The sequence below is a fragment of the Paenibacillus sp. J31P316 genome (genome assembly GCF_056269105.1).
Map to the genome: position 1 here is coordinate 415951 of NZ_JBWDNI010000003.1, position 24182 is coordinate 440132.

Genomic DNA, 24182 nt, shown 5'->3' on the forward strand with positions numbered 1-24182 from the left:
TTACAATTCATCTGCGTAATGCCGAAGGCCTCGCGCATAAGGCTCCACGCTTGGCGGAGACAGCTGCAAGATTGCATTCATGAGCGTACGGACGGCCTCCTTAGGCTCTCCGTCGCTATATTGAGCCAAGGCATGGAAACAGCGCATTCCGATATGGTCCGGATATTCATCGGCAGCCTGCTTGAGGATGTGCTTGGCTTGCTCGAGTCTTCCGACGTTTCTAAGACTGGAACCGAGGCAAAGCAGGGCGGCGCTGCGCTGCTCCGAAGGCAGTCCGAGAGACAGCGCTCTTTCGTAGAAAGGGATGGCCTCCTGTTCTTGGCTCATCGCGTCCAGCGTTAACCCCATTTCAAAATGGACCGAGGGAATGTCGGCTTCGGTTTTCAGTAGCGGAAGGAGCAGTTCATAGGAGCTTTGCAGATCGCCGGCCAGGCGGGATTTTTCGGCTGATTGGAGGAGGTCGGTTACATTCGCGTGCTGCATGATCACGTCTCCTTGGATTCGTTTTGAGGGTCATCGGTAGCACGGATATGACTGTCAATTGAGGGCAGGGATTTACAATATAAGTAAACTATATTATCGATCTCTGTGGACTTGAACAGCTTCGTTGACGCTGGGGCGAAAAAATTAATTTCAAGAGCTAGAAGGATTTTCCATCCAAAAAGGCGAATGTATATTCGCATATTCTCGTATCCATCTATAGGAGGCGATTGTTATGGGCAGACAGATCGGCAGTTCACTGAGCGTGCTAATGGTATCCGACATTGCGCGTTCGCGGCAGTATTACCGGGAGATCCTGGGCTTCGACGTGACGGACTGGTGGGCGGAGCGGGACGGCTTGAACGGCATCGCGCTGAAGCTGCAGCAAGCGCCGGCGGGATTCACGCCGGTTCCGAATCCGCCGGAAAGCGGCGCGGACACGGGCATTGACGTGCAGGGTTACACGGAAACGTGGGTGGGACTCGACAGCCTGTACGAGGAATTCAAAAGCAAGGGAGCCGCGTTCGCGCGGGAGCCGGTCGTCTACCCGGATTTCGGGCCGTGGAAAGAGTTCGTCGTCGAGGATCCGGACGGCTATCATCTGGCATTCGGCGGTACCGACGGCGCACGGGCGCATTGCAGCATCGAGCCGCGGATCGATGCCGGCATTTTGTGGGTGCGGAATTTGGATCGGGCGGTCGACCGGTATGGCAAATTGATCGGCATGCAGGTGAGAGAAGAAGACCGTTATGGGCATTTGCATCTATTTCGCCTGGATAACGGCTCGCATCTGATGCTGGATTCGAACGGCATGGAGGGCGTGCCGGTACGGGACAACGGACCGTTGCTGAAGCTAAGCACGCATGATATCGAACGGGCGAAGAGCGAAGCGCTGCAGCATGGATTCGAGATCGCCTCTGACATTCAGCGGCTGCCATCCGTATCGTACTTCAACATTCGCGACGAAGACGGCAACGTGCTGATGATTACGCAGGACATCCATTCATCTTAACGACGGAGGCTGAGCATGCAATGAGAGTGCGTATCGTGGAAAGGCCGGAAATGAAAGCGGCGGTCATCCGTTCGGAGCTGGGCGGCGAGTTCACGCGTGTTGCCTGGCGGCGGATTAGGGAGCTCCTTGGCGGCCACCCGGCCGTGCAGAACGACGATTATGGCTTGGTCTTCATTCCCGAATGGCAATGGGCGGATGGCGTACGGGAGCTGTGGACGGGCGTCGAGGTGAGCGGATTCGAGGAGCTGCCGGATGGCGTGGAGACGATCTCGATTCCGGCGAGGAGGTACGCGAAGCTGACGGTCCGCGGAGATATACAGGGGTTGGACGAAGCGTATGCTTTCCTGTCCCAATGGTTCGAGCGGGAAGGGATTGAGCGTGACGTATCGGAGGGGGCGCTTGGCTTCGAGGCGAATCGGCTGAAGCCGGTCAATCCGTTCGACATTCCCCGTTCGGAGCTCACCTTCGTGGATTATGATATCTACGCCCCGATCAAGTGCGGTCAAGCGATTGAGACGGAGCGATTTCCGAACATCGAGACGGTAGAAGTGAAAGCGCTCCCGAAACGGCGGGTCGCCGGTATCGAGCGAATCGTGCGTCAGGCAGAGGGAGAAAATCCGCTTGCCGCGATTCCGGCGATATGGGAGGAATTCCGTCGTTTGAGCGATAATTTGAAAGGCGTTCGCGCCATCGGGGACTCCTACGGTCTATTCACGTACGAGCCGCCGTTTGGTCCGGATCAGAATTTTCGCTATCTAGCATGCGTTGAATTGGAGGCAGATGATGATCGTCCTCTGCCGGAAGGAATGACGGAGCGCATCATCCCGGCTCACGAGTTCGCGGTCGTTGCGTATCGCGGCCCGATCTCGGGCATTCAGCAGGCATGGGGATTCTTCCATGGCAGCTGGCGCTTGTCGCCCTCGAGTGGATATGCCGCCGTCGACGATTTCGAATTCGAACAATTCGGCGAGCGTTTCTTGGGCGCGCATAACGCGGAATCCGTCGTTGAGCTGCATTTTCCGATCGTACGGGCATCGCAGCCTGTTCCGCTGACCGACAAACGCGTCTTCGACGAGAAGGGCGGCTTCGAGCTGCAGGATCTGCGGAACGCGCAGGTCCACATGGCTTGCCTTAAGGGGGCCGAGCTTCATGGCGTCGATCTGCGGAACGCGTCGCTCGAGCATGTTAATTTCGTCAACTCGACGTGGGAGCATATTTATTTCTCGAACGTGCATGTCAAGCACATCCAGCTTGGCGGGACGGTGTTCGAGGGAATTGCCCGGCCTCGTGCGGAAGTCAGCCGGCTGGAGGAGGAAGCGGGTACGGACGGCTGGGTCAACGTGGAACCGGTCGTCTTCCGCGACAGCGATCTCAGTGAGGCCATCTTCGACAATTGCCAACTGAACGGTGTCCAGCTCCGCAGCTGCCAAGTGGGGGGCATGACGATCGACGGGATTCCGGTGGCGGAGCTGCTGGCGGGATATGCGGCGGCGAAGAGTGGCACCTGAGTACGTTAGCAGATAGCCTTTCGTACGGAGCTGAAGCTCCGGCAAATTCGAACGAGAACGACTTTGGTGCGGAGCACCACGGGAGCGATCGTCGAAGTTGACGGGCGATAGCGGCGGCACGAACAGGCGGCAGAGGCATGTTGGTCATGAGCAGAGCCGTAGAAGCCGGAAGCAGCCTGCAGCTTCCGGCTGCTCGGGCTGATTGGAGGAAGGACTTCGGTACGCAAGCCTTGAACGAACCGCTGTTCATGGCGTACACTAGTAGAAGAGCCGCGTCAAAGCGGCGCATACCGAAGGAGCGTGCATAAGCATGGCAAAGAGTGCGGCGCGAAAGCGCATCGAGCAGCGATTGCGGCAGGGCGGAATGGATCCGCGGCAGCAGCGGGGGAATTGGAACGGCGTGAAGCCGGTAACGCGGGTGAAACCGGACAAACGGAAATACGCGTATCCGAAGAATGACGATGATCGAGGCTTTAAGCCGGCAAGAGCGGTTTAAAGGTTGGATCATCGTCATTCTTTTTGTTTGGTGCAGACAGACTGCAGGGAACGAGCGGCCGCGGCTTCCGATTCAATGTACTTGGATCGCGTAAACGACGGAGGTATCGCCTTTCGAATATTTACCGTCCGCCGACTTCCAATAGGCCGATATGCCATAGTAATAGAGACCGGGCTTCTGCGGTGCGAGGTAATGGCCGCTGGTCAGCTGGATAGGGGCGGCCTCGCTGTCGCTCCTATATTGCGTGACTTCTACTTGAGAAGGAGCGGGCTTATAGGCGAACGATACTTCGATGACTGCGCCTGCTTTCACGACCGCGGCAGGGGAGAGCTCCTCTGCCATGCGATATCCGCCGATGTAATCGGCGCAGCCCCGGTTGCCCCAGCAATAGGTGCTTTGCTTGGTGGCAATGCGTTTGTGATCCGCAACGACGAGCGGCTGCGGGATCTCGTCCTTCGGGGGATCCATGGCGGAATGAACCTTTTGAGAGACGAACGATTTCAAATGCGACGCTCCCGAGCAGCCCGTAAGGGTGAAAGCGACGACTGCCATGATCACAAATCCCCTTGCAATCCCAATCCGATAACCGATGTTTCTCAATCGTTCATGCCCCCTATCGTTTCTACTAGACGGAGCAACTTGGAAAAAGGTTACCTATGCGGCTGCAGGCGGAGACGGTTGCTTCCGACCGTTCCGATCGGCTATGATCGAGTCATTCAACTCATGTAGAGGGGCAAACGGCCTCCCGGTCCTTGTGATTAGCGTACCGACCGGTAGAGCCGAAAGGAGATAAACAATGAACCGACGCAAAGATTTGCAAAACGAATTCGGGGTGAAAAGCCGCTCGATGGGCATCTTCCAAATCGTCAACGCGCTCAACGGCAAGCGGTACGTGGCAGCCTCGCCGACGCTGGATTCGGCTTGGCAGCGGGAGAAGTTCATGCTCGACACGGGCAGTCATCTTAATTCCGCGCTCCAGCATGACTACAAGAACCAGGCCGGCGCGGAATTCCATTTTGAAATATTGGCGAAGCTGGAGCTTGGCGGGGATACGATCGACAGCAATAAGAATGGTGCGGACGCGAAGTCTGACGCGGGCACGGAGGATTCTGGCGCAGGAAACGTTAATTCCGGAGGGGGACCTGCCAAGACCGGGCTGTCTATCTTGAACCGCAGCGCCGTGCAGTCCTATCGAGATGCGCTGAAGAAGCTGGAGCAGCAGTGGCTGGACGAGCTGAAGCCTTACGAGCCGGCAGGCTACAATCGTCCGCCGCTAGAGGGGTAATGGACGGACAGACGGCGATAGTGTAAATAATTCTGACTATTTAGCCAATACCTGTTGACACGCGGTTAACGAAAAGGTAATATGTGGATTAAATCATAGTAAGTCGATGGGAAAAGAATATATTAATCGACCGGATTACCGGAGAGACGAATCATCGGAGGATGAGTGCGTCTCTTTTTTTATCCTGATTTCTGTGATTTCAATCGTGCACGAGGACGGAGGAGGAATGGAGCATGAGCTTTCAGTTGGCGGGCAAGACGGCGATCGTAACGGGCGGAAGCGCCGGCATCGGATTGGCGATTGCCAAATCGTTATACCGGGAGGGCAGCAATATCGTCATTGCCGCGCGCGACCGGGGACGTCTCGAGGAGGCTCGGGAAGCTATACTGGCGCAAGCGGGAGTTGCGGGCGAACCGGAGGTTTTGATCGCGGACGGCGATTTACGCGAAGCGGATGCGGTGCATCGGGCCGTCGATACGGCAGCGGGACGGTTCGGAGGCGTGGATATTCTCGTCAACAATGCGGGCTCGGCGCGGGCAGGCTCCTTTCTGGATCTGACGGACGGCGCCTTCACGGACACCTGGAACTTAAAGCTGCTCGGTTATATCCGAACCGTAAGAGCGGTGCTGCCGCATTTTCTCAAGCAGGGTGCGGGCAGCATCATCAATATCGTCGGCGGAGCGGGCCGGACCCCGTCGCCGCTGTTCCTGCCGGGCGGCACGACCAATGCCGCGCTGCTCAACTTCGCCAAGGGCATCTCAAAAGAACTGGCGAAGAGCGGCATACGCATCAATTCCGTCTCGCCGGGATTGACGGCGACGGATCGTGCGGAAGTACTGGCGCAGCAGCAGGCCGATGCCAAAGGCATTTCGGCAGCGCAGTACAAGGCGGAGAGCGCGAGTGCCATTCCGCTCGGCCGCTACGTGGAGCCGCAGGAAATCGCGGACATCGTGCTGTTCCTCGCTTCGGCCAAGGCCGGGTCCATCACCGGCGCGGAAATCGTCGTGGATGGCGGACAGCAGCCTGGCGTGTAAAGGAAACCGCGGTACAGAAGGAAATCGGCTTTTAACGCAACTCGCGTGAAAGATAGAACATGAACGCATATCCCAAAATCATAGGAGGTTTTTTCCATGAGCAACGTTCAAAATGAAGCGGTTATCAGCCAGGCAATCGAGGTCCGTCCGGTGTCGGGCCGAATCGGCGCCGAAATCAGAGGCGTCACGCTTTCTGCGCAGTTGGACGCGGAGACGGTCGGCTACATCCGTCAAGCGCTGTTGAAGCACAAAGTCGTCTTCTTCCGCGGCCAGACGCAGCTGGACGATGCGGGACAGGAAGCGTTCGCGAAGCTGCTGGGCAGCCCCGTTGCCCATCCGACCGTGCCGATCAAGCAAGGCACCGACTACGTGCTGGAGCTGGATTCGCAGCATAGCCGCGCGGATTCCTGGCATACGGACGTGACCTTCGTCGATGCTTATCCGCAAGCCTCGATCCTGCGCGCGGTTATCGTGCCGGAAGCCGGCGGCGACACGGTCTGGGCCAATGCGGCAGCTGCCTATGATCACTTGCCGGAAGAGCTTCGCGGGCTTGTCGACCGTCTGTGGGCGCTGCACTCCAACGAATACGATTATGCGGCTTATCGCAGCAGAGTTACCGAGGATAAGGAAGGGGAGCGCAGATACCGCGAAGTCTTCGCCTCCACGGTGTACGAGACGGAACATCCTATCGTGCGCGTGCATCCGGAGACGGGCGAACGCTCGCTCTTGCTGGGCCATTTCGTCAAAAGGATCCTTGGTCTCTCTTCCGCGGATTCCGCGCAGCTGTTCGCCTTGCTGCAGCGGCATATTACAAGCCTTGAAAACACGGTCCGCTGGCGCTGGGAAGCCGGCGATGTCGCAGTCTGGGATAACCGCGCCACGCAGCATTACGCCGTGAACGATTACGGCGACCAACAGCGCATCGTCCGCCGGGTGACGATCGACGGCGACGTGCCCGTGAGCATCGACGGCAAGCGCAGCGTGACGCGCAAGAAGGCTCCGAATACGGCACAGGCGCAGCAAAGCGAGGGAGTGTCCGATGCGGCAAGCGAGCAGGAGTCAGCGTAAGCAGTCCTTCGTAAAATGGTAGCATTCACGCCAACAAAGCCTTGAAGCCAGCGTAACTCGCTGCGTCTTCAAGGCTTTTTTTAGCTGCCGCACACGCTTGGTCTCCCGTCAAGAGGCATTCGCATCTATGAAAGGACATTCCTTAATAACGCTGCGCTATGTATAATTATGGAACTAGTACGGAACCATTTTCCATCTCTATCGTCTACTTTCCGAGGTGAACATTTTGCAGTTCGATTATTTGAAGCATGTAACGGACGGCTTAAACCGGGATGCGGTGCTGAACGAGCTCATGACCGCTTACGGCAAGGATGTCTGGCATTTCGCTTTCTTCATGACGCATTCGCGAGAGATGGCGGACGATATTTCCCAAGACGTGTTCGTGAAGGTGTATCGGCAGCTTTACGAGTTCCGCGGACAATCGTCGATCAAAACCTGGCTGCTGGCCATTACCCGCAACACGGCGCGCGATGCGCTGCGTTCGGCTTGGATGAGACGCGAAGTGCTGTTCGGCGCCGTTAATCCGAATGCCGGCGCTTCGCCTTCGGCGGAACGGGAGAGCATGGACAAGCTGATGACGGAAGAGCTGTGGGCGGTCGTCTTGAACCTGCCGCGGAAGCTCCGGGAAGTGCTCCTGATGAACAGCCACTACGGTCTCTCCATGCAGGAGATGGCGGACGTGCTTCATGTATCGGTCGGCACGGTGAAATCGCGGCTGCACCGCGCGCGAACGGCGGTCAACCGGAGGCTTACCCAGGAAGCGTCATGGACCGGGGAGGAAAAATGGACATGAAGGAACCGGCACACGATTGGGAGCGCCGCCTTGCGGGCAAGCCTCCCGTCAAGAATGGGTTCACCTCGGAACTCGAACGTAAAGTGAGGGAACGCATTCGCATGAACACGACCAAACGAAAATCGCCGCTGCGTGCGGCGGCCGCCGGCATGAGCTTCGTCATCCTGCTGGGAGGCGGATGGTTTTACAGAGACGACATCAAGGAGCTGCTGCGCCCGGCGGCGACCTCTGACGTACCGGCGGCGCTCAGCAAGGATCCGCTGGCGGACAAAGAATACCAGTTGAAGGTGCAGCAGTTCGAGCAAATGAACAGCTTCGAATATTACTTGAAGAAGCCGTTTATTATCCGGCATCCGTCTGTCCAATTGAGCATGGCGAACGCATCTTACGACTTGGCGGCCGACCCGGACAAATTCGAGGCTTGGTTCGATCAAGAGCAGCCGGATTTCGTGCAAATTCCGATGAATCTGTATGCGAAGCTCGCGGCAGACGGGAAGCTGAAGCCGCTGGATGCCTTGATCAAGGAGGACCGATTCGATCTTGGCATGCTGCATGCCCCGCTGGTCGATTATCTTCGCCAAGCCGGCGGGAACGGGGACTTGTACGGCCTATCCGCGGATTTCGCCTCGACGGCGCTGTACGTGAACGAAGACGTCTTCGCCGCCAAGGGCGTGCCGCTGCCGGAAGGCGAGCTGACGATGGACGAGATTCTCCGGCTCGCGCAGCGATTCCAAGGCACCGGCGTCGATGGCTTGAGCGCGGCGGACAGAAGCAATAAATTCGCGATGGCGCAGCTGATCGGCCAAACGTCGGGACTGCGGACGCTCACCGACGCCGGCGGCAAATTGCAGGCGACGGTCAATTCCGAGGCATGGAAGAAAGTCTGGACCGATGTCGTGAACGGGTACAACGAGGGCTGGATCAACCAGGCGAAGCCGGTCGACTACGGGAAGGGCGGCATACTGATGAAGGAACTTGCGAAGCAGGATACGTTCGTGCTCGGCCAGTCGGCGATGGCGATCAAGCCAAGTTATTATTTCCAAAACCTCGAGTCCTACGGACAAGAAGGGGTCAAGATGCCGAATTGGTCGACGACTCCCATTCAGGTCGATGCATCCGCTTCGAATCCGGAATCCTTTCTCAATTCGCAGACGGTCTATGCGATTAATGCGGCTTCGACCCAGACGGATGCCGCTTGGGAGCTGCTTCGTTATGTCGTCAGCGGGACGTGGTTCAGCGGCTTGGATGCCGGGAATTTTCTGTCGCGGCAGCTGATGGCCAGCAAGTCCGTCATGAACGAGGAAGGGAGTAAGCATTGGCAGGCGTTCTACGATACGGAGGTCGACCCGGCCAAGGCTGCAGCGAGTCTGGCGCTCAAGCGCAACCCATCGTATGCCCAAGCGGAGGGGCTTGTCTATAAGCTTGGCGGCGAAGCGATGGATGCCGTCCTGAAGGGAACGTTATCTGTCGATCAAGCGCTGGAGGAGCTTCAGCAGAAGCTGAATGTTCAGCTTGCCGGCATCGGGAAGGAGGCGCAGAAGTGAGCCAGCTTATCCCGTTCCGTTTGAAGGAGGCATTCCGCTCTAATGAGGTATATCAAGCTAAGATTATAGTCCGCTCGAAGACCACGTTCGCGTTGTTCGCGTGCCTGCTGATTACGAGCCTGCTGCTCGGTGGCTGCGCAATGAACGAGCCTGCCAGCGACGCCGCGGAGCAGGGGACGATTCGAATCGCTCTTCCCAATAAGGACGCTTACGCGTACTTTCTGGGCGACTACGTATCGGCAGCCTACCCCGAGCTTAAGGTCGATCTGATCGACATGGAGCCCGACTACAGCAAGCCTTTGACGCTGGAGCAATACGAACAGAAACTCAAGGAAGAGAAGCCTGATCTTGTGCTGCTGGGGTTCTCTGGCAAGTATCTCGGCTTGGCAGCTGACGGACGGCTTGAGGATTTGTCGCTGCGCATGAGGGCAAGCGGGATGAAGGAAGACGATTATTATCCCGGCATGCTCGAGAAGCTAAAACGCGAGGGGGGCGGCAATTTATACGCGCTCACTCCAGCGTTTCAAGCCTACGCGCTGTATTATAATGTGGATTTGTTCCGCAAGTACAACGTAAACCCGCCCCGGAACGGCATGACGATCATGGACGTGATGGATCTGGCCAGCCAGTTTGCGAAGGCGGGCAGCCATAAGGACGGCATTGTAGGCTACCATCAGCCCTTCAGCAGCATGCCGAACCAGTTGCTATTCTCGTTGTCCAACCGGGAAGGCGTGCGGGCCTATGATTTTAGAACCGGACTAGTTACGGTCAATACGCCGGCTTGGAAGAAGATCATCTCAACCGTTGTCGAGCTCTATAAGAACGGTACGTTCTTGATGCAGGACGTGAAGGGCGAGATGATCGATGGCACGCTTACCTATGGACCTGATGATGTGAATGAGGCGGATTTGTTCAAGAAAGGCAAATCGGCGATGACGATCGCGGGGTATTATGACATGAACGGCTTGAAATTCGAGACGGGCAGGGTCACGCCGCCCGTAAGCTCCGTGGACACGCAGCGATCCGTCGATATCAGCATGAGCAATTACCTGGCTATCCCTGCAGGCGCGGAGCGTGCCGACTTGGCGTGGGAGATCATTCGATTCATGCTCAGCGACTACGTTGCAAAGGTCAAATCCGGGCTGGACGAAGACATGCCGGTCAATAAAGCGTATATGACCTACGACGGCGATCCTTTACTGCCGGCGCTGTACGAGATTCTGCCGAGCAATGATCCAACGTCGTATCCCATGGAAGGCTATGACCCCAAATTCACGTCGTTGTTCGAGGAGCTGGAGGATCGCGAGATCACGGCAGCGGTGAAGGGCGAGAAGAGCATCGATGCCTGCATCGCGGCCATTCAGAAGGAAGGGCAGGATCTGCTCGAGGCGGCGAAAATCAAGAAATAACCGCCGAAATCAGCCGCGGCCGGTATTCAATTCCACGGGTACTATGGTATAGTAAGGAAAGAATAGCCTTACAGGCAAAAGGAGCCGGCGGCAACCGACTCCTCGCGCGACTCACCGCTGTTAAGGGCGGAAGGCTCTGGTTCAGATATGAGATTTATAGTAGACCGCATACCTTTGCGAGAGGGCGGTCTATTTTTTTTTGAGGTAAGAGAGCAGCGCGAGAATAAACATGCCGAACGTGATCATCAGCGTTATCGCGTCGTGTGTCTCCATGGCATCACCTCCCCTCGGGGAGAGCTAGCCGACCGCCCTTGCAAGCCATTCATCGCTTCTTCATTATATACGAACGTAAGTTCGCATGTCTATGCTTATTTTGGGACATCTTGGCAGGCCGATGGTCCTGTTTTTGGGTGGCGTTAGAATTGTAGAGAACGGTGGCGGCCGAGTATGTGACAGTGATCTGAAGGATATACGGACATTATTACCGTAGCAATCAAGGTGATAGATCGGGAATATTATCAATCCGTTCGATACCTTCTACTCATGTAGTAAATTTTAATTCCTCTGTTTTTTAGTGGTTACTTGCGATATGCTTCAGTAATTGCGATTAAAATTATTTGCGATAAAGAAATGTTCGAAAAAAGTAGGCTTGTCGGATGAATTCACTCGTTTTGAAACGGTTTAATGGTGCGTCATATCTAGTATAGGTTGCGTAAAAGTTCAGGATAATCCGTGCAGAACGGGCAGGTGAGAAAAGTGATGTTAACCCGTTTATTCGACACGTACCGCAACATGCTAATTCGCAGTAAAATCACGATCGTGTTTATTCCGATCGTGGTTTTGCCGCTTTTTGTCGTTGTCTATACCTCCAACTACATTTTCACCAAATCTACCATCGAGAAAACGAATGCCAATATCGCCGGCGAGTCTAGCTTGATCATCAGCCGGATCGATAGCTTGTACAACAGCGTGGAGACAAGTTCGCGCGTGCTTACCGTGCAGATTAACAGCGCTTACCAGGAAAAGGCGAACAGTCTTGAGGTTCCGGATGTGATGCTCCGCAATGATATTCAGACAGCGATGAGCTTTAATCTGAACGCATTCAAAGATATCGAGTCGATTGCCTTCATCGATACCCGCGGGGTTCTATACGCTTCCGATACGAGATTGGCGAATAACCTGGATTTGGCGGTAAGAAGCGAGATGGTTGCGAGCGTCAAACGGATCGTTCAGCCGGTGCGCGTTTGGTTTCCGATGCAAATCAGAAATTATTTGGTTACGGACGATAAAACGCCGTTTCTTACCGTAGGGAATAGAATCAACAATATCGATACGGGCGAGCTCATGGGGGTCCTTATATTCAACGTGAGGGAGGACACGATTTCCTCGATCTTTCCCAAGGACGAAACGCTGAATACAGGCGTGTACACCGTAGTCGATAAGTCCGGGATGATTATTTCATCGCAGAACAAAGCGGAGCTGCTGCAAACCTCGGTTGCCGATAAACGGCATTTTCTGGTTACCACCGCGCCGTTTGCCCCGTTGGGATGGCAACTTACCAATCAACTGCCGCTCCAACAATTGTCGAAGGATAAACGTCAGAACTCGTTGATCATCCTCGTCGTCGGGTTGCTTTGCTCGATAATCGCGGTCTTCGGCGCTTTCTTCCTGTCGAGGCATATTGCTAAACCGATCATCCAGTTAACCCATACGGCCAAGAGGGTCCGAGAAGGAAATCTGAATACGACGAGCCAGATCCGAACGCAGGACGAGGTAGGTATTCTCGCAAGCGTATTTAATGAAATGATGGCACAGGTCAAATTGCTGCTGGAAAAGGTGGGGCAAGAACAGAAGAAAAAGCGTGAATACGAGTTTGCCTTGATCCAATCGCAAATCAAGCCGCATTTCTTCTACAACTCACTGGATCTGATTTATGTGCAATGCGAATCGGGACAAGCCAAAGAAGCCGCCGAAACCACCATGGCTTTAGCCGACTTCTACCGGGTTTCCTTAAGCAAAGGCAAAGAAATCATTCCGCTAAAAGAAGAATTGCAGAATACGCAAGCCTATCTGTTTATCCAGAAGACGCGTTACTCCGATATCATCGATTTCAGCATCGACGTCGGCGAAGAGTTAGGGGAATATTCGATCATGAAATTAACGCTGCAGCCGCTTGTGGAAAATTCGATTTATCACGGTCTGCGAACGAAAAACGGCGGCGGCAAGATCGAAGTCAGCGGCTATAAGCAGCATAACGATATCGTTCTTGTGGTAGCGGATAATGGCGTGGGGATTCCGGCCGAGAAACTCCAGGAGCTTCAGGTATGGAATGAAGACGGTTCTGGCGTGCATTCTTTCGGATTAAGGAGCGTGAACGAGCGAATCAAGCTTTACTACGGCGAGGAATATGGGATTAGGATTGCCAGCGAAGTCAATGCAGGAACCGTGATAACCATTCGTATCCCTCAGCGTAGAGAGGTGTCGGATCATCAACGCGCCGGCTCGCAGATGACGATTTGAGGCGCAAAGCGGGCTTCGCGCCACCATTGCATTTTAAGATCGTGATCGTCCTTCATGAAATAAACCTCCCTTTATCGTGGATAGCGCATGTCGTTCGGATATGACATGAATTATAGCTAGCCCCCCTGATTACAAAAGCCACAATTCGGGCATCGCAATAGCAATATTCGGGACAATTTAGCCATACGGGCAGCTTGTCTAGGACATTTTCCGGGTTCTATGTTATAACGAATGTACAATGACGACGATTCGAATGTCACAGTTCATGGAGGAAGACGGGATGTTCAAGGTACTGATCGCGGATGACGAAATGCATTTCAGGCACTATATGCGCAACGTGATCGATTGGCAGGAGCATGGTTTCGAGATCATCGGCGAAGCCAAGAATGGTCTGGAAGCGCTGGAACTGTCCGCGCAGCATCGTCCCCATATCGCTTTGCTGGATATCAATATGCCTTTTCTCGATGGCATCGCGCTGGCAGAGAAGCTTAAGGAACTTCATAAAGACATTCATATCGCGTTGATTACAGGCTATAGTGAATTCGAATATGCCAGGAAAGCCCTGCAACTCGGGGTGGAGGACTATATATTAAAGCCGTTTAAGAGAGACGATTTCTTAAGCACGCTGCTGCGGTTCAAAGCTAGGCTGCAGAAGCTGGAAGAAGAAGCGGCCCAAAGCAAGGATGATTCGTATTTCCTGAAAGAACGTTTCTTGAACACGTTGATCGGCGAAGAATACGATTTTATGGAAGAAGAGATTTTGCGCATTTTCAACCGGCAGGGGATTCGGATTCATTCGCCGTTGTTCCTTGTGGCCGCCATCGAAATCGATACTATGTACGAGCGGTGGTCAAAGGCAAGCGAGATCGCACTTTGGCGATTCGCCGTTGCGAACGTGCTGAGAGACATCGTGGGTTGCAAAGGAACGTCGCTGGTATTCAACGGTCCGGAGGGAAGGATCGTCTCGCTGCTAAACTTTGCGGACGAGAAAGATCGAAGCGCGTTTAAGGCGGGGCTCTATCAGGAGTTTTGCGACTATGTAAAAAAATATTTTCGCTTTAGCGTTACGGTCGGGCTGGGCGATGAAATCATGCACATGCAAGGCATTCGCAAAGGCTATTTGGAAAGCTTGTTTGCCTTGCAGCATAAGCTAGTTGACGGTTCGGGAGCCGTGCTGGAATATGCGGCTATCGTGAACAGCGGAAGAAACGCCGACTTTAACCAAATGCAGTTGAATGATCACATTCTCAAGGCGCTGCGCCGAAATGAACGTAAGGAAGTGCAGGCCGGTCTGCAGCAAATCATGAAGCACATCAAGGACAATCGCCTTTCCGTCGATTTCACCTATGCGATTCTGATGGGCCTGGTATCGATCTGCTTAGCGCATATTACCGAAATGGGCGGCTCGATCGATGCGGTGTTGGGCAAGGATTTCTATCCTTACCAAGAGCTTAGGAAGATTAGTTCGCTGGAGAAATCCATCGAATGGTTAATGGGCATCTACGAGAAAACCATTCGCAATTACAGCGATCAACTGATGACGCGCTCGCAGAAGATCGTCGAGGGCGTGAAAGATTATATTCACATGCACTATATGGACAGCGAGCTGAACGTGGAGAGCATTGCCCATCATATGTATCTCGACTCCAGTTACATCCGCAAAGTGTTGGCCAAGGAATTGGAGATGAACGTGTCCGAATATATCACCTTGGTTCGCATGGAGCATGCAAAGGACTTATTGGTCCGGGGAAATATCAAGATTACCGAGCTGGCGGAAAAGGTAGGCTACAGCAAGGCGGGCTATTTTGCCAAATGCTTTAAAAAGCAGTACGGCGTGTTGCCAAGCGAGTATTCGGAGAGCTTGAATCCGCTACAATGAGGGGAGAGATCTGCGGGGCAAGCCCTCGCCGATCTTTTTTTGTCCCGAATTTTGCTATCGGTTTGCCCGATTTGTGGCTTTTTGAATGCTAGGGACACGAGCTATAATCCATTCATAGCATAAGCGCTTGTGCTACTTCCTTACTAAAAATACGTTGGAGGGGTTTCTTGAAATGAGACGGACATACGCGAAATTCGTTTCCTTGGCACTGATCGCCTGTATGGCACTCGTGCTGGCGGCGTGCGGCAATTCATCGTCGAACAATAACGATTCGACGGCAACGGGCACGAACGATTCAACGACGAATTCGACGACCAATGCAACGAACGATTCGACGAACGATTCAACGAACGATGCGGCGGCAACGACTACGGATAAGCCTGCCGAGCCCGTAACATTGAAGCTGAATGCCCAATATTCGGCGCCGGACGAGAAGCTGTCCCTGGATTACGCCATTGCCAAAATCAAAGAAATATTGCCGAATGTCACCCTGGAAATTCAGCCGGCGAATGCCGACGACGGCACGCAGAAGCTGAAGGTGCAAGCGGCTACCGGGGATCTTCCCGATATTTTCGGAGTAAGTCCCGAGATTATCGATCTCTTCAACAAATCGGGCGATATCGTGCAATTGGACGGCAATCCGGATATCGAGGATTTCAAAAGCAAAGTGTCTCCGGGCATGATCGACTCCGAATTGATGTACAAAGGCCATATCTATTCGCTGCCTATCTTCGGTTCCTTCTCGGTGGTCTGGTATTACAACAAGGATGTATTCGCGGCCAATAACGTCAAAGTGCCGACGAATTACGATGAGTTGACGGCTGCCGTGAAAGCGTTTACGGCGAAAGGGATCGTTCCCGTTGCGATGTTTGCCAAAGAACCGTGGCCGATCGGAGCCTACTTGGACAGCTTTATCATGAGAACGAATCCCGGCTCCACGTCGGACTTCTCCAACGGGGTGGCCAAAGCTTCGGACCCGGGTTATAAGGAAGGAATCGAGAAAGCCGCGGCGCTGATCAAGCTCGGCATCTTCCAAAAAGGAGCAACCAGCACGGATTATGATTCGGCAAGAGCGATCTTTAATTCGGGCAAAGCAGCGATGCTGATTAACGGCGATTGGGAAACGCCGGACGGCATTACCGCGATCGGCGCGGATAAGCTCGGGATTCTGAATTATTATCCCGGAGCGGACGCGGGTAAAGAGGACGTCAATAAATATGCGATGGCCGGAGGCGGCGGCGTTGGCGGCTACGCGTTATCCGCCAAGACGAAGGACAAAGCATTGGGCATGAAAGTGTTGGCGCTGCTCGCTTATTATCAAGGGGAAGGCAGATACGTGAAAGGCGGCCATACCGATGTCATCATCAAAACGGACGGCTTGACGCCTGAAAATCCGCTTCCGGAGATCACCAAGGCGCTTGCGGCCGATCAGTCGAATTTTATCTACAAATCCAAATTTAACCATAGTCTTCCGAGCGCATTCTCCAAGCCTTTCGGCGAATACTTGCAGAATCTGGTCGCAGGTCAATCCGCCGATAAATTCATCTCGGATACGGATAAGTTGATTGCAAGCCTGAAAAAGTAGGTTTAAGCCGACAAGAAGCTGCGATAAAAATAAGCTCGAGGCGGAATAGCCCCTTATTCACCGGATATATTCCGTCTCGAGCCACTTAAGGTGATGAATATGAAGCACGGGATGGCCAGCAGATCGGCAGTATTGATTTTCACGTTGCCCGCAATATTGCTCTTTACGGTGTTTGTCATGTATCCCCTCGCGCAAACCTTCTATCGAAGCTTCTTCGATTGGGACGGGTTGACGCCGGGTACGTTTATCTTCTTGGACAACTTCAAGGAGATTCTCCATGATCCTATTTTCTATACCTCGTTATATAATGGGCTGTTTTTTGCCGTGATTCTCACGATCTTTCAATTCGTATTAGGCTCGTTTCTCGCTTTTGCCTTGTACGATCATAAGATTTTCGGGAAAAAGCTGCTGCGAATTTCCTATTTCATTCCGGTCATTCTCTCCGTTACGGTGGTTTGTCAATTATGGATGTCCATTTACAGTTCCCAATACGGCTTGCTTAATAAGATATTCGAATCCATCGGCATCTCGTACCGGCAAGATTGGTTAAGCGATTCCCACTTGGCCATATTCGCGATTATTTCCGTCGCCGGCTGGCAATCCATGGGGTTTATGTTCGCTCTGATTTATACGGCCATTAAATCCGTGCCCGAGCATTACTTCGAGGCCGCCAAGCTGGAAGGCGCGACTAAATTTCAAATTCACACGAAAATTACCATTCCGCTTCTGGCAGAAACCTATCGGATGTGCCTCATGTTCTCGGTAGTCGGCGGGTTGAATGCCTACGGCCAAGTGGTTCTCATGACGAACGGCGGTCCCGGCACCTCTACCGCTACGCTTACCTTCGCCATGTTCCGTTCGGCCTATTCGCTGGACCGCTTCGGTTATGGATGCGCAACGGCAGTCATGCTCGTTCTGGAATGTTTGATTTGTATATTGATCATTAATAAGTTGGTAGCGCGCGAAAGAATTACTTTCTAGGATGGAGTGTCGTGCCGTGCGAAAGACACGAAGGTTTAAAGTCAGTAATCCGATACTCAAGCTTTTTCTGTGGCTATACATGTGCATTTCGCTGTATCCGCTCGTGTATTTGATCTTCTATTCGCTTAAAACCAATGACGAGATCTTCAACACGAACCCGTTCGGAATCCCGACCAGCTTTCAGTGGGATAATTACGTGCGGGCGGTACATGCATTCGATGTCTTGCTCTATATGAAAAACAGTGCCTTCGTTTCCGTGATTTCGGTTGCCGGCATCCTTTTGTTCTCGCTGACTTTCGCTTATGCGTCCGCCCGCATGGAGTGGCGACTGCGGAAGCTGGCATCGACGTATATGATCGTCGGGCTCTTCGTACCGGGAGCGACGACTTTAATTCCCTTGGCGATTCTATTGAAGCATCTTCATTTGATCAATACGTTCGGCGCCTTGATTATTCCTTATATCGCCGGCAATCTATCCTTTTCGATTTTGATCTTTTACGGTTTCTTTCGAACCATACCCAAGGAAATGGAAGAATCCGCATTTATAGACGGGGCCGGCATCTATCGGACCTTTGCCCGCATCATTCTCCCTCTCGTCATCCCGGCATTTACCGTCGTGCTAATCTTGTCTTTTATAGGCGTCTGGAATGAATTCACCATTGCCAATACGTTTATTTCGAGTCAAAAGCTGAAGACGCTGCCCATCGGCTTGATTTTCTTCTCGGGAACTCATTTTACGGACTGGGGAGCGATGGGAGCTTCGCTGGTCATTGCCAGTATTCCCGTCATTCTCATTTACGTCCTATTCAGCGAGCAGATCGAACGAGCGTTAACGGTAGGCTCGGCAGTGAAATAAGCGGCAATAAGCGGCGTGTTTGAATGCCGCTTATTCTTTTTGAAGAAGTGGTAACGCTTTCGCGAACGCGTAACGGCAGCACGCTGGAAGGCGGAAGCTACTCGATTTCATCCGGGGCGCATTTCGTATCCATGCCTCTGTCCTCCGGCGATTTGAACGTCTGGATGCATGTCGCGTTGACTTATGACGGAACGGCCTGGCGCATCTATAAAAACGGCGTATTGGCGAACAGTTCTACCGATGCGCAGGGAGCCATCACGGTGTCCGGGAATTGGACGATTGGCGCTACCGCTTATGGCGATCAGTATTACTCGGGCTCGATCAAGGCCGCGCAGATATTCAATACGGCGCTTGATGGTACGGCCATCGGAAACGAGATGAACAAGGCGGAAAAAGGCCATTGGGTGCTGGGAGAAGGGACGGGGACGACGGCGAACGATACCTCCGGCAACGGGTCGACGGGCACCGTTAACGGGGCTTCATGGGTTACCGGTCGGTCCGGCTATGCGCTGCAATTCAACGGCACCAGCAATAATGTCGGATTAGGTTCACCGTCTGTGCTTAATTTTTCCGGCAAGATCACGATGTCAGCCTGGATCAAGCCCAGCTCGCTCACGGGAACCGGAGCAATTCTTTACCATCAGCAATTAAGTGGCGATTGGCCGCAGATGTTCCTGAGGATTAACGGCAGCACGCTGGAAGGCGGAAGCTATTCGAATTCATCCGGGGCGCATTACGTATCCATGCCGCTGACCTCCGGCGACTTGAATGTATGGATGCATGTAGCCTTAACCTATGACGGAACAGCGTGGCGCCTTTATAAAAACGGCGTGTTGGCCGTTAGCTCAACGGATGCCCAGGGGGCGGTTACTGCGGCGGGAAATTGGACGATCGGCGCAACCGCTTATGGAGACCAATTCTTCTCCGGACAAATTTACGACGCGCGCATCTATAACTACGGCTTGTCGGATGCCGCCGTCGCAGCGATTGCGCATTAAGCGATTCAGGGGAGAGCGGGACGTGCCCGTTCTCTTTCTAAGCATAGTACGCGAGGAGGAAGCGGAAATGGAAAGCATGCAGGGGACGAACCATGTTGAACGGCACGACAGGAAACGCATCGTCTTTCTCGGAGACAGCATTACGGAGAACGGGACTTACATTCGAATGCTCGATGCCTATTTTCTGAAGCATCTGCCTGCAAGAAATGTCACGTTCATTAATCTCGGCGTCAGCAGCGAGACCCTTTCGGGCGAAGACGAGCCAGACCATCCTTTTCCCAGGCCCTGCGTGCATGAACGACTGGATCGGGTGCTTGCCGAGACTAAGGCAGACTGGGTCGTGCTTTGTTATGGCATGAATGACGGCATCTATCACCCGTTCAGCGAAGAGCGATTTCTTCGCTATCAATCGGGGTACATCCGAGCCGTGGAACAAATTCGGGCTGCCGGAGCATTGCCGCTGCTGATGACGCCGCCCCCGTTCGACGCCGCCACTTTCGAGGGGGAGCCTCAGCCGGACGGCAGTGTAAGCTATGGCTTTCAGCGGCCATATGCGGGTTACGATAAAGAAGTTCTCGGGCGGTATACAGACTGGGTGCTGGATTACGGAAAGCGGGAGAAACTGGCGGTCGTGGATATCCGGGGGCCGCTGCTGCAGTGGATTCAGGTATGCCGCGAGCAAAATTCTGCCTATCGGTACGGAGACGGCATACATCCCGAAGCGGATGGGCATTGGGTGATGGCGCGGACGATACTAGCAAGGGTTTTCCATGTTGAGTTGGAGCGGATACCGGCATGGATTGAACATCCGGAGTTGAGCGAGTATTATCGGCTGATTGGCGAACGCAGGCAATGGCTGGACGCTGCCTGGAGAGAGCATGTCGGTCATACGAATCCGAATAAAGCGAAGACGCCGGGACTGGTCGCGGCGCGCGAGCAGGCGCAGCGGCTTATGGCGTCGATCCGCGAAGCGGCCGATCGGGAGGGGGGAGAAACATCGCTCGCCGTCTCTGCCTGGAGCGGGGCGAAGCGAATGGACTTTTATCTCGATGGCAGGGAATGTATCTTGGTTGCTCCGCATGAGCCGGCGAAGGAGAAGCCGTGGGTCTGGCGCACCGAATTTTTCGATGCTTTTGCCGAGGCGGATCGCGCGCTGCTGCACCAAGGCTGGCACATTGCCTATATCCGACTAAGCAATCTGTACGGGCATCCGGACGCGGCGGCCATGATGCGGTCGTTCCAGGATGAGCTTGCCGCAACATATGGGCTATCGGAACGGCCGGCGCTTTTTGGTTTCAGCCGGGGGGGCTTGTATGCTTTGCGTTATGCAGGGCTATATCCGGCCAAAGTATCTTCAGTCTATCTGGATGCGCCGGTCGTCGATATCCGAAGCTGGCCGGGCGGCTCGGGCAACGGTCACGGGTCCCCGGAAGAATGGAGCGATTGCCTGGGACTGTACGGCATAACAGCAGAGGAGGCCGGCGCAGTGACGGATGAGTTGCTGAACGGGATGACGAGAGCGGCCGAGAGCGGCATACCCATTCTGCTGATTTCCGGCGATTCGGATGAAGCGGTGCCGCTGGAGGAGAACGGTGCGCTGCTGGTTGCGAGCTACCGTGAGCAGGGAGGACGCATCGAACAAATCGTGAAGCCGGGCGGCAGGCATCATCCGCACGGCTTGCCGGATGTGGCGCCGATTGTCTCGTTTGTTACGAAGGCTTTGCAAGTTATCACCAGGAAAGAGTAATGTATGAAATTTTGGATTCAATCAGGTAGTACTGGTAAGCCTCTGACCTCTCACGCCAGTATTAATGTGGTTCGCAAGCGAATGTTCAATGAGGTTTGTGAAATTCCAAGAGACAAGGTTTAGGAAAAGGAGAGTCAACTATCATGCATCGTTTTCTGGAGTTCGCCGAGAGCGAGGTTCGGTTCGCGGATCCTGTCGGCTTCGAGTGGGCAAGCGGCGTCACGTTGAAGCGAACTTGGAACGGAGATGTCTGTTCCGCGACCGTGATGAACAGCCATTCATCCAATGCCGTAAGGATCAAAGAGATCGTCTTGTTCAAGGGGGCAATGCCGTTCAATCCTTCGACAGAAATATACGGCGAGGGTTATAGCAAATTATCGCAGTATGTCGGTACAGTGAGCAGGCCCCGGGATATGTGTCAATTCAGCGACCGCGCCCATTACAGGCTTCCAATCGTCGAGGGGCTTTTTACCGTCTACAATATGCTCTTGTTATCGCCGCAAGATGGAGACAAGGTTCTCATTGCCTTTGCTTCCTGTCATCGCTTTAGCGGGGAAATCCGATTTAACGAGCGTGAATATGAAATCGTGCTCGATTATGAAGGGCTGGTGCTCGAACCGGGCCAGACGGTGGACCTGGAGGAGATTTTGTTCGCTTCGGGACCGGATGCGGCAACGCTGACGGACCGGCTTGGCGAAGCGATCAACCGGCATCATCCGAAGCTGCCTTTCCCGGAAGTGCCCTCAGGCTGGTGCTCTTGGTATACGTACGGACCCGAGGTGACGGAGTCCGATATTTACTCGAACCTTCAAGCGATCAAGGAGAAGCTGCCCGAGCTGAAGTACGTGCAGATCGACGAGGGCTATGCCGCTTACGAAGGAGACTGGCTCGATAAAGGCCAATCGTTCCCCGGCGGAATTCGCTCGTTGAGCGAGAAGATTCGGGAGTTGGGCTTCGAGCCGGCCATCTGGGTCGGTCCGTTCCTAGCGGAGATGAACGCGCGAGTCGTGCGGGAGCATCCCGAATGGTTCAAGCAGGATGGAGAGGGGAAGCCGCTTCGCTCCGATATCCACTCCTTCGGAGGCTGGTATCACGGACCTTGGTACATGCTGGACGGTACTCATCCGGGAGCGCAGGGTTATCTTAGACACGTCTTCCATACGATGCGTCACGAGTGGGAGATCAAGTATTTCAAGATGGACGGGACGATGTGGGGCGCTCTTCCGTTCGGCCGGCATCACGACCCGAAGGCGACTCGGGTCGAAGCTTACAGAGCCGGCATGAAGGCGATTCGGGAAGGAGCGGGAGAAGATAGCTTCCTGCTCGGCTGCAATGCGCCGATGTGGCCGTCCCTCGGCACCGTGCACGGCATGAGGCTGTCGAACGACATCGCGCGCAATTGGGAGCATATCTCGCAGATCGCTAGAGAGATGTTCCGGCGCAATTGGCAGCACGGCAAGCTGTGGATCAACGATCCGGACGTCGTCGTGCTGGAGAATCAGACGAGGCGTCAGCTCGGGCCGGATGGGAAGTGGATCGAATCATCCGACTCCGTTACGCCGGATGAGTACCGGTTTCACGCGACGGCGATATTCGCCTCCGGCGGCATGGTGTTATCGGGCGATAGCATTCCGAACATGCTGCCGGAGAGCGTGGAGATCATTCGGAAGCTGCTGCCGCCGGTGAACAAGGCCGCGATCTTCGAGGATACGACGTTCTCGGTCGGGTATACGCAGGTTCAGGACCGGGTTCTGGTCAGCGTGCTCAATTGGGAAGACGAGCCGAGAGATTTTCGCGTAAGGCTGGATGGCGCTTACCGTGTCACGTCTCTCTGGACGGACGATCTGCTGGGCACGCATGTGGGCTCGCTGGAACTGACGTCTGTGCCTCCGCATTCCGGTGCGGTTTATGTTTGCGTTCCGGTAAGCGGAGAAGGATGAGGATGTAGCCATAACAATAATGCCGCGATTCTCGTTTCCTCAATGGACGATAATCGCGGCATTATTGTTGTCGACTCAACGGGAGCTAATTCAGTTCGAGCCTTCCAAATACTGTGATGGATATATGCCGGTGATTTTCTTGAAGATTTTATAGAAATAATCGGGGTTCGGATAGCCGACCATGAGCAGCAGATTTGGAGGGTATTATCAGAAATTATGATCATGGACGTTGTGAAGAAGCGTTTGGAAAAAATCATTCTTAGTACTTGTGAAAATAACCCTTAATATACCAAGGTTTTTTCAGTCTGTTTTCTCAGAATTAATGAGGCCACCCATGTTTTTTTATGGTCATTTTTCAGCTTTTTTCAGAGTAGAAAGAATCGCCATCGTAATTCCAACCTCTCCAAAGCTCCGTTAAGCCCATTTTCTGTCTTGCCAGCACCTCAGACCGTCAAATCATTCTCTGATTTGATGTAAATCGCTTCTTGCAGAAGCCGTTGGAGGATAGCGGCAAAAACCGCGATAACCAACGAAGCAAAAATGATGATGAGCACGATAAAGCCAATCGGAGGATCGACTTTCTTCGTAATATAATGAAAGAGCGGCAAACCGCATACATATAAACCGCTGATGGTTACCGCGCACAATTTGATGTTCTTTAATGCCTTTACACATAATTCCGAGAAAGCCGTGTTAACGTCGATGTACCGTAAAAGCTTGAAAGCCTGATAGAGAGCCAAGTAAAAAGGCACGGCTGCTCCGTACATCACGATGAAAACGAGATATTTCATGACGGAGATAGCCGGATACGACGTAGCTGCGAAATTCGCGAAATGGGGCACAAATAATATACATAAAGCAAGAACGGGCAGTCCTATAATAAAAACGGCTAGTTTTAAAAACAAAGTTGTGACTTCTCTCAAACGAAACACCTCGCATCTTTATTTCATTTCGTACGCACATGATTTTAGCATTTGATTTATTGTTTTGCAATAAATTAGAATTGTTTTGTGCTATATTATTATTGTTACTTATATTTAGACACGA

Annotated in this window: 22 protein-coding genes; 17 read left to right on the forward strand and 5 right to left on the reverse strand. The window is 53.6% G+C overall.

Annotated elements, in window-relative coordinates; translation table 11 throughout:
- Nucleotides 1-483, reverse strand: a complete 483-nt coding sequence (locus tag AC0YNU_RS12905) for a tetratricopeptide repeat protein (RefSeq protein ID WP_475756977.1) — start codon at nucleotides 481-483, stop codon at nucleotides 1-3.
- A gap of 232 nt (nucleotides 484-715) precedes the next feature.
- On the opposite strand from AC0YNU_RS12905, the gene AC0YNU_RS12910 reads away from it, so the two are divergent.
- The 3 genes from AC0YNU_RS12910 (at nucleotide 716) to AC0YNU_RS12920 (ending at nucleotide 3496) form a co-directional block, all read left to right on the forward strand.
- On the forward strand, nucleotides 716-1492 hold the full coding sequence (locus tag AC0YNU_RS12910) for a VOC family protein (protein ID WP_475756979.1): 777 nt from the start codon (nucleotides 716-718) through the stop codon (nucleotides 1490-1492).
- A 20-nt stretch (nucleotides 1493-1512) separates the two neighbouring features.
- Complete coding sequence (locus tag AC0YNU_RS12915; RefSeq protein ID WP_475756981.1) at nucleotides 1513-3000, forward strand: GyrI-like domain-containing protein; 1488 nt, start codon at nucleotides 1513-1515, stop codon at nucleotides 2998-3000.
- A gap of 310 nt (nucleotides 3001-3310) precedes the next feature.
- Nucleotides 3311-3496 (forward strand): hypothetical protein, encoded by a 186-nt coding sequence (locus tag AC0YNU_RS12920; protein WP_161695926.1) that lies wholly within the window; start codon nucleotides 3311-3313, stop codon nucleotides 3494-3496.
- Between the two features lie 72 nt (nucleotides 3497-3568).
- Here AC0YNU_RS12920 and AC0YNU_RS12925 read toward each other — a convergent pair whose 3' ends face one another.
- A complete protein-coding gene (locus tag AC0YNU_RS12925) occupies nucleotides 3569-4048 on the reverse strand; it encodes a hypothetical protein (RefSeq protein ID WP_475756983.1) in 480 nt (159 codons plus the stop codon).
- A gap of 244 nt (nucleotides 4049-4292) precedes the next feature.
- On the opposite strand from AC0YNU_RS12925, the gene AC0YNU_RS12930 reads away from it, so the two are divergent.
- The 6 genes from AC0YNU_RS12930 (at nucleotide 4293) to AC0YNU_RS12955 (ending at nucleotide 10629) form a co-directional block, all read left to right on the forward strand.
- The gene (locus AC0YNU_RS12930) at nucleotides 4293-4781 is read left to right on the forward strand and encodes a GIY-YIG nuclease family protein (RefSeq protein WP_475756985.1); all 489 of its coding nucleotides are present in this window, start codon (nucleotides 4293-4295) and stop codon (nucleotides 4779-4781) included.
- Nucleotides 4782-5014: 233 nt separating this feature from the next.
- The gene (locus AC0YNU_RS12935) at nucleotides 5015-5815 is read left to right on the forward strand and encodes an SDR family oxidoreductase (protein ID WP_475756986.1); all 801 of its coding nucleotides are present in this window, start codon (nucleotides 5015-5017) and stop codon (nucleotides 5813-5815) included.
- A 96-nt stretch (nucleotides 5816-5911) separates the two neighbouring features.
- The gene (locus AC0YNU_RS12940; RefSeq protein ID WP_475756988.1) at nucleotides 5912-6883 is read left to right on the forward strand and encodes a TauD/TfdA dioxygenase family protein; all 972 of its coding nucleotides are present in this window, start codon (nucleotides 5912-5914) and stop codon (nucleotides 6881-6883) included.
- 217 nt (nucleotides 6884-7100) lie between these two features.
- A complete protein-coding gene (locus AC0YNU_RS12945) occupies nucleotides 7101-7676 on the forward strand; it encodes an RNA polymerase sigma factor (RefSeq protein ID WP_475756990.1) in 576 nt (191 codons plus the stop codon).
- Nucleotides 7673-9220, forward strand: a complete 1548-nt coding sequence (locus tag AC0YNU_RS12950) for an ABC transporter substrate-binding protein (protein ID WP_475756992.1) — start codon at nucleotides 7673-7675, stop codon at nucleotides 9218-9220. The genes AC0YNU_RS12945 and AC0YNU_RS12950 overlap by 4 nt, the downstream gene beginning before the upstream one ends.
- Nucleotides 9217-10629 (forward strand): ABC transporter substrate-binding protein, encoded by a 1413-nt coding sequence (locus tag AC0YNU_RS12955; protein WP_475756994.1) that lies wholly within the window; start codon nucleotides 9217-9219, stop codon nucleotides 10627-10629. Before AC0YNU_RS12950 ends, AC0YNU_RS12955 begins: the two co-directional genes overlap by 4 nt.
- A gap of 189 nt (nucleotides 10630-10818) precedes the next feature.
- Here AC0YNU_RS12955 and AC0YNU_RS12960 read toward each other — a convergent pair whose 3' ends face one another.
- Nucleotides 10819-10902 carry a putative holin-like toxin gene (locus AC0YNU_RS12960; RefSeq protein ID WP_275589161.1) on the reverse strand — a complete coding sequence of 28 codons (84 nt, stop codon included), beginning with the start codon at nucleotides 10900-10902 and terminating at the stop codon, nucleotides 10819-10821.
- Between the two features lie 486 nt (nucleotides 10903-11388).
- On the opposite strand from AC0YNU_RS12960, the gene AC0YNU_RS12965 reads away from it, so the two are divergent.
- The 8 genes from AC0YNU_RS12965 to AC0YNU_RS13000 all read left to right on the forward strand — a co-directional run bounded on the left by AC0YNU_RS12965 (nucleotide 11389) and on the right by AC0YNU_RS13000 (nucleotide 23135).
- Nucleotides 11389-13149 (forward strand): sensor histidine kinase, encoded by a 1761-nt coding sequence (locus AC0YNU_RS12965; protein WP_475756996.1) that lies wholly within the window; start codon nucleotides 11389-11391, stop codon nucleotides 13147-13149.
- A 280-nt stretch (nucleotides 13150-13429) separates the two neighbouring features.
- Nucleotides 13430-15028: a response regulator gene (locus tag AC0YNU_RS12970; protein ID WP_475756998.1), complete on the forward strand. Its 1599-nt coding sequence runs from the start codon at nucleotides 13430-13432 to the stop codon at nucleotides 15026-15028.
- Nucleotides 15029-15200: 172 nt separating this feature from the next.
- Complete coding sequence (locus tag AC0YNU_RS12975) at nucleotides 15201-16613, forward strand: ABC transporter substrate-binding protein (protein ID WP_475757000.1); 1413 nt, start codon at nucleotides 15201-15203, stop codon at nucleotides 16611-16613.
- Nucleotides 16614-16712: 99 nt separating this feature from the next.
- A complete protein-coding gene (locus AC0YNU_RS12980) occupies nucleotides 16713-17594 on the forward strand; it encodes a carbohydrate ABC transporter permease (protein WP_475757002.1) in 882 nt (293 codons plus the stop codon).
- 16 nt (nucleotides 17595-17610) lie between these two features.
- Nucleotides 17611-18450, forward strand: coding sequence for a carbohydrate ABC transporter permease (locus tag AC0YNU_RS12985; RefSeq protein WP_475757004.1), 840 nt, complete (start codon nucleotides 17611-17613; stop codon nucleotides 18448-18450).
- Between the two features lie 23 nt (nucleotides 18451-18473).
- Nucleotides 18474-19448 (forward strand): LamG domain-containing protein, encoded by a 975-nt coding sequence (locus AC0YNU_RS12990; protein WP_475757006.1) that lies wholly within the window; start codon nucleotides 18474-18476, stop codon nucleotides 19446-19448.
- 67 nt (nucleotides 19449-19515) lie between these two features.
- Nucleotides 19516-21195: a GDSL-type esterase/lipase family protein gene (locus AC0YNU_RS12995; RefSeq protein WP_475757008.1), complete on the forward strand. Its 1680-nt coding sequence runs from the start codon at nucleotides 19516-19518 to the stop codon at nucleotides 21193-21195.
- A gap of 143 nt (nucleotides 21196-21338) precedes the next feature.
- On the forward strand, nucleotides 21339-23135 hold the full coding sequence (locus AC0YNU_RS13000; protein WP_475757010.1) for a glycoside hydrolase family 36 protein: 1797 nt from the start codon (nucleotides 21339-21341) through the stop codon (nucleotides 23133-23135).
- Between the two features lie 90 nt (nucleotides 23136-23225).
- On the opposite strand, the gene AC0YNU_RS13005 is transcribed toward AC0YNU_RS13000, so the two are convergent.
- Nucleotides 23226-23318 (reverse strand): AraC family transcriptional regulator, encoded by a 93-nt coding sequence (locus AC0YNU_RS13005; protein WP_475757013.1) that lies wholly within the window; start codon nucleotides 23316-23318, stop codon nucleotides 23226-23228.
- 260 nt (nucleotides 23319-23578) lie between these two features.
- Entirely contained in the window at nucleotides 23579-24058 is a 480-nt protein-coding gene (locus tag AC0YNU_RS13010; protein WP_475757015.1) for a DUF2975 domain-containing protein, read from the reverse strand.
- Nucleotides 24059-24182: the final 124 nt, after the last annotated feature.

Excerpts from the sequence above, each read along its gene's own strand:
- AC0YNU_RS12905 (WP_475756977.1), bottom strand. The coding sequence starts at position 483 with ATGCAGCACGCGAATGTAACCGACCTCCTCCAATCAGCCGAAAAATCC.
- AC0YNU_RS12910 (WP_475756979.1), top strand. The coding sequence starts at position 716 with ATGGGCAGACAGATCGGCAGTTCACTGAGCGTGCTAATGGTATCCGAC.
- AC0YNU_RS12915 (WP_475756981.1), top strand. The coding sequence starts at position 1,513 with ATGAGAGTGCGTATCGTGGAAAGGCCGGAAATGAAAGCGGCGGTCATC.
- AC0YNU_RS12920 (WP_161695926.1), top strand. The coding sequence starts at position 3,311 with ATGGCAAAGAGTGCGGCGCGAAAGCGCATCGAGCAGCGATTGCGGCAG.
- AC0YNU_RS12925 (WP_475756983.1), bottom strand. The coding sequence starts at position 4,048 with ATGGCAGTCGTCGCTTTCACCCTTACGGGCTGCTCGGGAGCGTCGCAT.
- AC0YNU_RS12930 (WP_475756985.1), top strand. The coding sequence starts at position 4,293 with ATGAACCGACGCAAAGATTTGCAAAACGAATTCGGGGTGAAAAGCCGC.
- AC0YNU_RS12935 (WP_475756986.1), top strand. The coding sequence starts at position 5,015 with ATGAGCTTTCAGTTGGCGGGCAAGACGGCGATCGTAACGGGCGGAAGC.
- AC0YNU_RS12940 (WP_475756988.1), top strand. The coding sequence starts at position 5,912 with ATGAGCAACGTTCAAAATGAAGCGGTTATCAGCCAGGCAATCGAGGTC.
- AC0YNU_RS12950 (WP_475756992.1), top strand. The coding sequence starts at position 7,673 with ATGAAGGAACCGGCACACGATTGGGAGCGCCGCCTTGCGGGCAAGCCT.
- AC0YNU_RS12960 (WP_275589161.1), bottom strand. The coding sequence starts at position 10,902 with ATGGAGACACACGACGCGATAACGCTGATGATCACGTTCGGCATGTTT.
- AC0YNU_RS12965 (WP_475756996.1), top strand. The coding sequence starts at position 11,389 with ATGTTAACCCGTTTATTCGACACGTACCGCAACATGCTAATTCGCAGT.
- AC0YNU_RS12970 (WP_475756998.1), top strand. The coding sequence starts at position 13,430 with ATGTTCAAGGTACTGATCGCGGATGACGAAATGCATTTCAGGCACTAT.
- AC0YNU_RS12975 (WP_475757000.1), top strand. The coding sequence starts at position 15,201 with ATGAGACGGACATACGCGAAATTCGTTTCCTTGGCACTGATCGCCTGT.
- AC0YNU_RS12980 (WP_475757002.1), top strand. The coding sequence starts at position 16,713 with ATGAAGCACGGGATGGCCAGCAGATCGGCAGTATTGATTTTCACGTTG.
- AC0YNU_RS12990 (WP_475757006.1), top strand. The coding sequence starts at position 18,474 with ATGCCGCTTATTCTTTTTGAAGAAGTGGTAACGCTTTCGCGAACGCGT.
- AC0YNU_RS12995 (WP_475757008.1), top strand. The coding sequence starts at position 19,516 with ATGGAAAGCATGCAGGGGACGAACCATGTTGAACGGCACGACAGGAAA.
- AC0YNU_RS13000 (WP_475757010.1), top strand. The coding sequence starts at position 21,339 with ATGCATCGTTTTCTGGAGTTCGCCGAGAGCGAGGTTCGGTTCGCGGAT.
- AC0YNU_RS13005 (WP_475757013.1), bottom strand. The coding sequence starts at position 23,318 with ATGGTCGGCTATCCGAACCCCGATTATTTCTATAAAATCTTCAAGAAA.